This window comes from Streptococcus sp. E24BD, assembly GCF_041807825.1.
In the GTDB taxonomy this organism is placed as follows: Bacteria; Bacillota; Bacilli; order Lactobacillales; family Streptococcaceae; genus Streptococcus; species Streptococcus entericus.
Window position 1 is genome coordinate 1 of the sequence record NZ_JBGTZB010000054.1, and the last position, 7,691, is coordinate 7,691.

Sequence of the window (7,691 nt, forward strand, 5' to 3'; positions counted from 1 at the left end):
TTAGTGTAGAACACTTTATAAATTCTGTCTAGTTTAGTGTAACCGATTCAAACGAATCAAAACAAAATTAAAAGGACTTAGTCCTGTGCAATACAGAATTAAATCCTTTCAATAATATTTCTTGTCCAACTTTTGGGGGTCAGTACACTTGCAATTAAATCTTTTTCACGAATTCACTTTTGAGCTTCATGGCACCAAAGCCATCAATTTTACAATCAATGTTGTGGTCTCCCTCAACCAGACGGATATTTTTCACACGAGTCCCCTGTTTGAGGTCTTTCGGTGCACCTTTGACCTTCAAGTCCTTAATAACCGTTACCGTATCACCGTCCGCTAGACGAGTGCCGTTACTGTCTAACACAATCAAGCCAACTTCTTCAGCTGCTGAATCGGTCGGTGACCACTCATAAGCACACTCTGGACAGACCAAGAGCGCCCCATCCTCATAAACATACTCCGATTGACATTCTGGGCAGTTTGGTAGTGCCATCACTTCTCCTTTACTTCTATTTAGTCATCTTCATTTTACTGAAAATAACAGAGCTTGACAAGGAGAAAAAGGTAACCAGTAAAAAACATGAGGAAAATCACCTGAATCCTAGACGGCAATGCTTGACCATAACATGGCGACAGCACTAGCTAATCCGATACAAAAAGGACGGCGTTTCAATTGTCCGCTTTGAGTGACCGATTGAAACCCTGCCCTTTTGTTTACTCTACTTAACTTTTTCTTCTTTATAGTCACACTTATCGGCGCTACAAACGACCTGACGTCCGCCACCGCGAACAGCTTTCTCAACGAGGAAATCCCCAGATTTTGGACAGTTACGCCCGACTGGCTTATCCCAAGCAGTGAAATCGCAAGCTGGATAGCGGTCACAGCCGTAGAATATCCGATTTTTCTTGGTCTTGCGCTCGATGATTTGTCCTTGGTGACAGGTTGGGCAGGTCACACCGATTTCTTTTGTGATGGCTTTGGTGTGGCGGCAGTCTGGAAAATTACTGCAAGCGTAGAATTTGCCAAAGCGTCCCAACTTGATGACCATATCGTGACCACAGACCTCACAAGCAAAACCTGCTGGCTCATCTTTGATTTGGATTTTTTCCATTTCTGCTTCAGCTTTCGCTAGTTCACGCTTGAACGGCTGATAAAAACTGTCGATGATTTTTTGCCAGTTTTCTTGTCCAACTTCGACATCATCCAGCTTATTCTCCATCTCAGCGGTGAAGGCTACATTGACAATATCTGGGAAGAACTCAACAATCAGGTTGTTGACAATCTCGCCCAACTCCGTCGGTTCAAACCGCTTGGCAGTTAACTTGACATAATAGCGCTTCTGAATGGTCTCAAGAGTCGGTGCATAAGTCGACGGACGACCAACCCCATTTTCCTCAAGGGTCTTAATCAAAGTCGCTTCTGAATAGCGAGCTGGCGGTTGAGTGAAGTGCTGCTCAGGGGTCAAGTTCTCCTTTTTAACCATATCACCCTCAGTCATCTCAGGCAACATTTTATTCTTGTCCGAGTCGTTATAAACGGCCAGGTAACCGTCAAACTTGATCTGGCTACCATTAGCAGTAAAGAGTACACCATTTTGGGTCAGGTTAACCTTGACAGTATCAAAAACAGCAGCAGTCATCTGGCTAGCCACAAAACGGTTCCAGATAAGGGTGTAGAGCTTAAGCTGATCCTTGTCCAGGTATTTGGCAATGCTCTCTGGCGTATGGTTGACGTTAGACGGACGAATAGCTTCGTGGGCATCTTGAGCACCGCTGGCATTTTTGACCTTGTTGCCGTGCTTAGAGTATCGGCTACCGAATCGCTGACTGATGAAGTTATCGGCATCTGCCTGAGCTACTGGGCTGATACGGGTCGAGTCTGTACGCATATAGGTAATCAAACCTTGGTGCCCAGAAGGTCCTAGGCTTAGTCCTTCATAGAGTTGTTGGGCAACCATCATGGTTTTGCGGGTACGGAAATTGATTTTATTGGCTGCATCCTGTTGAAGAGATGAGGTGGTGTAGGGCAGTGGCGCATTGCGACGGCGCTCTTTCTTTTCCACCTGCTCTACCAAGAAATCCGCCGAACTCAACCGTGCAAGAACAGCTTTAACATCATCGTTGTTAACCAACTTGAGCTTCTTGCCATCAATCCCATAGAAACTAGCTTGAAACTTCTTGGTGCCTTTTTTGAAGAGCCCATCAATAGTCCAGTATTCTTCTGGTTTAAAGGCCTTTATCTCGTTCTCACGGTCAATAATCAGCTTGAGGGCGACCGATTGCACCCGACCTGCTGACAAGCCTTTTTTGACCTTTTTCCAGAGGATAGGTGAAATGGAATAACCCACGATACGGTCAAGGACACGACGAGCCTGCTGGGCGTCCACCAAATCCATATCGATTGGACGTGGTTCGACAAAGGCATTTTTGACTGCATCCTTGGTGATTTCATTGAACACAACACGATTCTTGTCGGTGATGTCTAAGCCCAAGATATGCGCCAGATGCCAGGAAATGGCCTCTCCCTCCCTATCCGGGTCACTGGCGAGATAGACTTGCTTGGCATTCTTGGCCTCTTTTTTCAGGCTATTAATCAGCGGTCCCTTTCCTCGGATATTGATATATTCTGGCTGGTAGTTATTATCAAAGTCAATGGACATGCTAGATTTTTTCAAATCACGAATATGCCCGACAGAGGCGACCACCTTGTAATTGCGACCAAGGTACTTCTCGATAGTTTTGGCCTTGGCAGGTGACTCCACGATAACCAGATTTTTTTTAGGACTTGTTTTTTTACTTGCCGTTTTGGTTGCCATAGCTCTCTTTCTTTCATTTCAAATCTATAGCATGATAAACCATTTTTTCCAAGCTGTCAATAAAAAAATGTTTCTATAGGAAAACGACTTGTTAAAATTGATACTCCGATAGGATGTCAAGTCCTGTCGTGGTGCACTTTGCGCCTTCTTTGATCAAATGAAGACAGCCGTCTGACTGACCATCTAAAATGTTACCTGGAATGGCAAAGACATCTCGTCCTTCTTCTAAGGCACGCTCACAGGTAATCAGACTACCTGAACGCATTTTTGCCTCGGCAACGAGGACGCCTTGTGATAGCCCTGCAATAATGCGATTACGCTCTGGGAAATGAAACTTGAGCGGCTGCTCTCCAGGCAGATATTCTGATAAGAGCAAATGGTTCTTAGCGATGTAGTCTTGGAGCTGACGGTTTTCTTTAGGATAGTAGACATCAAGTCCACAACCGATGACGGCTATGGTTGCTCCGCCATTTTTCAAAGCCGCCACATGAGCCGCCGTATCAATTCCTCGAGCTAGGCCGCTGACGATGACAAAATGGTTGCCCAGCTCTGCCATGATTTTTTTGATGGAGTTGGTGCCGACCTCACTGGTCTTACGAGAGCCGACCACCGCCAGTTTAGGTTTGGTCAAGAGGTCAAGATTTCCCTGATAGAAGAGGAGGACAGGTGGGTTATAGATTGTTTTGAGCTCAAGGGGATAAGCCGTATCAAAGATAGAAAGGCTCTTAAAGCGGTTGAACTCCTCCCGCAAGGTCTTGCTGTCTAGCCGCTTATAGTTTTCCATAAAAATAGTCGGTTGCTTGCGCTGAGAGACCACAGCCATATCCCGTAAGGACAGGGACTTGCCGTATTTGGCTTGGTAGTCCAAAATATTGAGGACTTGACGATTGGTCAGGCCAGCTTTTTTCAGCTTAAAAAGGTCAAAATTATTCATCAGTTATCCTTTCAAGTGTTCTACTGGATTATTCGTGGAACAGCTTGAAAAATCTTGACAAAAATAGGAGAAATCTTGTATAGTTAAGTCAGAAAAGGAGATATCATGACAACTTCACCTCAACCATCACCGACAGGGCTCTACTCCACTGAGAAATGGGCCTACAGCGGCCTGGTACAATTTGCTGCTCAGGACAAGCCTGAGCTGGCAGACCTACTGAGAGAACAAGGAGCTATTTATAAGACCTACTATTATTCAGCGACAGACCCCTACGCCTTCAACTCCACAGAGGAAATCGACCATTATCTGGCAGAAACTGCCGCAGAGTTCCTCGCTGCTATGGAAAAAGGAGAGGCTGAACGCTATATCCAGCAACGCACTGAGCAGCAACGCCAAGCTGAAGAGTCTGGACGTCAAATCGCCGAGCAATTTAGCCACTTATCAAAATAACTAAAAAACGACTGACAAGGTTACTCACTCTTTCAGTCGTTTTTTGCTTAGGTCAACCGCTTAATCACTCGTGCGGGATTACCAGCTAAGACGATATTGTCTTCATCAAAGGATTTGGTAACCACCGAGCCTGCACCGATGACCACACGATTGCCCAAGGTGACACCTGCTAAAATTGTTGCGCCGCCTCCAATCCAGACCTTATCACCAATAGTAATGGGCTTGCCATATTCGACACCAGTCACCCGCTCATCAGCATCCAGCGGATGCAAGGGCGTTAAGAATTGAACATTGGGACCAATCATGGCATCATCTCCGATGGTAATGGGGCAAACATCCAAAAACGTGCAGTTAAAATTGGCAAAAAAATTCTCGCCCAGAAAAATATTTTTCCCGTAATCGCAGGAAAATCCTGTTTCAATCAGACAGTTCTCGCCTGTTTTTCCTAGCCAAGTCTTGAGCAAGTCCGTTCGTTTGGTCACATCCAATTCCTGATTAAAGGCCTGCATGTGTTGCCGCGCTTCTTGTCTCAGCGCCAGCAAGTCTGGGTCGATGGCATCGTAGTGGTGACCAGCCGACATCTGTTCAAAAATCGTCATATTTCAGTTATCCTTTTGGTTATCAGTAATATGTCTTCTCAATATGCAGTGATAAGCAAGTCGGACGCTGCTCAAACATGCCAAAACTGAAAACTTTAGTCAAGATAAAACAAGCTCCCAGAAAGACCAGTCAAGCTAATATTATCAATCCTTACCACCTACCATGCTCTTAATCGGTTCAAATGATTTACGGTGAATAGGGGTTATTCCTAGCGCCTTCAAGCCCTGCAAGTGCTTGGCCGTCCCGTAGCCTGCATTTTGGGCAAAATCATAGCCTGGGTAGAGCTGGTCATAGTCAGCCATCAGGCGGTCACGTGCGACCTTGGCCACGATCGAGGCGGCAGCGATGGACATGCTCTTCGCATCTCCCTTGATGAGGCTGGTCTGTGGAAGCTCCGTCTCCAGCTTCATGGCATCAATCAGCAGGTGGTCGGGCTGCGGTGATAGCTGACTGATGGCATCCTGCATGGCGATTTTGGTCGCTTCATAGATGTTAACACGGTCGATGACCTCTGGTAACTGGACACTGATGCCTACTGCTACTGCTTCTGCCATGACAGCGTCGTACACCGCTTCATGCTTTTTCTTGGGGATTTTCTTGCTATCATTGAGGCCTGTGATTTTACAGCCGACAGGCAGGATAACCGCTGCCGCAACAACAGGACCAGCTAAGGGGCCTCGTCCGACTTCGTCAACACCTGCAATTAGCCGAAAGCCTTTCTCGTAGAACTTTTTTTCGTACCATAGCAGAGCTTCAAGACGGTCGTCTTCTGCCGCTAGCTGCTCTAGCTCTTTTTGGCGTTTTTTGACCGCCGTCTGCACGCCTGCTCTTCCATCTGCCAAAAGCTCCTCAAAGAGGGGGGCAGATAAACTGGTAACAGCTGCCAGCTGGGCTTTAATCGCTTGAATAGTTGCCAATCTCGTCCACCTTATCTAGGGTATAGGTACCCAGCTTGCCGTCCCGCACCTCCTTGACAAAGAGGGTGTAAAAACGGTCGTAGTCGTCCTTAAAGCCCAGCTTTCGAGTCAACGCCACAATCAGCTCAGGCGTCTCCTGCTCCCAATCCATCCCCTTAAACCGCTCCTTGAGGCGGTCAGGATAGTGAGCCTTGAAATAATCCAAACCAAAAATCGTGATATCATCCATGGGCAGGAGATTGTCCTTAATAGCACCTGTCAGAGCCAGTTTTAATCCGACCATCTGGTCTTCAAACTTGGGCCAGAGAATCCCCGGTGTGTCCAGAATTTCCAAATCCTTATTGGTCTTGAGCCACTGCTGCCCTTTGGTAACCCCTGGTTTATTGCCGACAACAGCGATTTTCTTGCCCGCCAGACGGTTCATCAAAGTAGACTTACCAGCATTTGGAATGCCGATAATCATGGTCCGCAGGGTCTCTTTTTGAATACCACGCTCCCTCAGGCGAACCAGCTTATCAGCCATGAGGGCTTTCGCAGCCTCGGCGACCTGCTTGACCGTCACCTGCTCTTTAGAGTTGAGAGCAAGAGTCTTGATGCCCTGCGCTTCATAGTAAGCCCGCCATTGCTTGGTCAGCTCCTTATCTGCCAAGTCTGCCTTGTTCAAAATCAGGAGCTTGGGCTTATCACCGACAATTTTAGTCAGCATGGGATTTTGGCTGGACAGGGGCAATCTAGCATCGACCAAGATGGTCACAAAATCCACAAATTTGATATTTTCCTGCACCTGTCTCCTGGCCTTTGACATGTGACCTGGAAACCATTGAATAGTAGCCATGTGTGTAAAATCCTTTCGTATCAAGGGTTTTCAGCCCTTAGTTTTTTAATAATCATGCGAGTCACCAAAAAGTCACCAAGTGTTGGACACTAATCCCAGACCAAACGGTATGATTGCATTTTATTATGTTTATTTTTAATTCCGATAATATCAAATGAATGGTATATATTTGATAGATCTTGTCGGACTTTCGGCAAAATATTTGATGCAATATGCTTTGGAGCATAGGTCGGTGAAAGACCTATAACTTCTCTGAACTCATCTATTCCAAGCTCTATTTCTCCTTCAGAGAGATGCGCATCAACTATTTCTTGTAATAAATGGAGAATATTTACAAGACCACTTTATTACTGGTCTAAATTCAAACCCATTTTCTTGAGCAAACTTATTTAGAGTTTCCAGAGCTTGTTCTTGAGCAGATGGTAGTTTATGGGTATAACCCATTGTAGTTTCAAAATTAGCATGCCCTACTCGCTCCATGACTTCTCTAATAGTTACACCTGAATCACCTGACTGCAGGTAAGTAATATGCATATGTCTAAAAGAATGTGGTGTAATATGTTTTTTCCACTTGAAACCATATCTTTCTTCACAGGTTTCTACTAATTCTTTTTCAACTCTCGCTAATACTTCTCTAAATGAGTGCGAAGTAATCGGTGAGCCATATTCTGTTTTAAAAATACTTGGTGATGTTTTAAAACTTGGGCATGGATTAGCTTCAGCATAGCAATCAAATTTTTTACTGCGTTCTATCGCTCTCAAAATAGCTTCACATGCTACTTTAGGTAGAACAACTTGTCGTTCAGAGTTAATGGTCTTGGTACTATCAAAGTAATAATCTTCAACTCGCAAATCATGATATTGAAGTGATTTATCAATTGTCAATACACCAGTTTCCATATTAAAATCTTCCTCTGTGAACGCAGCTTCTCCAATCCGTACTCCAGAAAATAAAAGCACAATAGCTAAATCGTAGTAGCTTGGGTTACGACGTCTTCTCAACGTATCAAAGAAAGCATGAAAAGGCACCCCTTTTCTGTACAATTTTTATAAAGTGTTTTTGTTAAGCGATAACTCGCTTAACCATAGGTGTTTGGTAATCGAGACTACCGTGAATGCGATGATGGTTCCACCAGTGGACA

At 45.2% G+C, this 7,691-nt stretch carries 7 protein-coding genes and 2 pseudogenes; 2 read left to right on the top strand and 7 right to left on the bottom strand.

Annotated features, from left to right (window positions below; all coding sequences use genetic code 11):
• Nucleotides 1–52: 52 nt before the first annotated feature.
• Nucleotides 53–115: pseudogene (locus ACERC5_RS09470) on the top strand (IS3 family transposase); the annotation flags it as partial.
• A 39-nt stretch (nt 116–154) separates the two neighbouring features.
• Here ACERC5_RS09470 and ACERC5_RS09475 read toward each other — a convergent pair.
• The 3 genes from ACERC5_RS09475 to dprA all read right to left on the bottom strand — a co-directional run bounded on the left by ACERC5_RS09475 (nt 155) and on the right by dprA (nt 3,747).
• Complete coding sequence (locus tag ACERC5_RS09475) at nt 155–490, bottom strand: zinc ribbon domain-containing protein YjdM (RefSeq protein ID WP_018368537.1); 336 nt, start codon at nt 488–490, stop codon at nt 155–157.
• A 226-nt stretch (nt 491–716) separates the two neighbouring features.
• Nucleotides 717–2,813: a type I DNA topoisomerase gene (topA, locus tag ACERC5_RS09480; protein WP_373659636.1), complete on the bottom strand. Its 2,097-nt coding sequence runs from the start codon at nt 2,811–2,813 to the stop codon at nt 717–719.
• A 91-nt stretch (nt 2,814–2,904) separates the two neighbouring features.
• Complete coding sequence (gene dprA / locus ACERC5_RS09485; RefSeq protein ID WP_373659635.1) at nt 2,905–3,747, bottom strand: DNA-processing protein DprA; 843 nt, start codon at nt 3,745–3,747, stop codon at nt 2,905–2,907.
• 105 nt (nt 3,748–3,852) lie between these two features.
• Here dprA and ACERC5_RS09490 point away from each other — a divergent pair, with 105 nt between their 5' ends.
• Nucleotides 3,853–4,197, top strand: coding sequence for a hypothetical protein (locus tag ACERC5_RS09490; RefSeq protein WP_373659634.1), 345 nt, complete (start codon nt 3,853–3,855; stop codon nt 4,195–4,197).
• Nucleotides 4,198–4,244: 47 nt separating this feature from the next.
• Here ACERC5_RS09490 and ACERC5_RS09495 read toward each other — a convergent pair whose 3' ends face one another.
• The 4 genes and pseudogenes from ACERC5_RS09495 to ACERC5_RS09510 all read right to left on the bottom strand — a co-directional run.
• The gene (locus ACERC5_RS09495; RefSeq protein ID WP_373659633.1) at nt 4,245–4,796 is read right to left on the bottom strand and encodes a sugar O-acetyltransferase; all 552 of its coding nucleotides are present in this window, start codon (nt 4,794–4,796) and stop codon (nt 4,245–4,247) included.
• A gap of 144 nt (nt 4,797–4,940) precedes the next feature.
• Nucleotides 4,941–5,714 (bottom strand): ribonuclease HII, encoded by a 774-nt coding sequence (locus ACERC5_RS09500; protein ID WP_373659632.1) that lies wholly within the window; start codon nt 5,712–5,714, stop codon nt 4,941–4,943.
• Nucleotides 5,692–6,549 (bottom strand): ribosome biogenesis GTPase YlqF, encoded by an 858-nt coding sequence (ylqF, locus tag ACERC5_RS09505; RefSeq protein WP_373659631.1) that lies wholly within the window; start codon nt 6,547–6,549, stop codon nt 5,692–5,694. The genes ACERC5_RS09500 and ylqF overlap by 23 nt, the downstream gene beginning before the upstream one ends.
• An 89-nt stretch (nt 6,550–6,638) precedes the next feature.
• A pseudogene (locus ACERC5_RS09510) lies at nt 6,639–7,566 on the bottom strand (tyrosine-type recombinase/integrase); the annotation flags it as partial.
• Nucleotides 7,567–7,691 lie beyond the last annotated feature (125 nt).

What these genes read in the sequence shown, in the direction of transcription:
- ACERC5_RS09475 (WP_018368537.1), bottom strand. Translation starts at nt 490, where the DNA reads ATGGCACTACCAAACTGCCCAGAATGTCAATCGGAGTATGTTTATGAG.
- topA (WP_373659636.1), bottom strand. Translation starts at nt 2,813, where the DNA reads ATGGCAACCAAAACGGCAAGTAAAAAAACAAGTCCTAAAAAAAATCTG.
- dprA (WP_373659635.1), bottom strand. Translation starts at nt 3,747, where the DNA reads ATGAATAATTTTGACCTTTTTAAGCTGAAAAAAGCTGGCCTGACCAAT.
- ACERC5_RS09490 (WP_373659634.1), top strand. Translation starts at nt 3,853, where the DNA reads ATGACAACTTCACCTCAACCATCACCGACAGGGCTCTACTCCACTGAG.
- ACERC5_RS09495 (WP_373659633.1), bottom strand. Translation starts at nt 4,796, where the DNA reads ATGACGATTTTTGAACAGATGTCGGCTGGTCACCACTACGATGCCATC.
- ylqF (WP_373659631.1), bottom strand. Translation starts at nt 6,549, where the DNA reads ATGGCTACTATTCAATGGTTTCCAGGTCACATGTCAAAGGCCAGGAGA.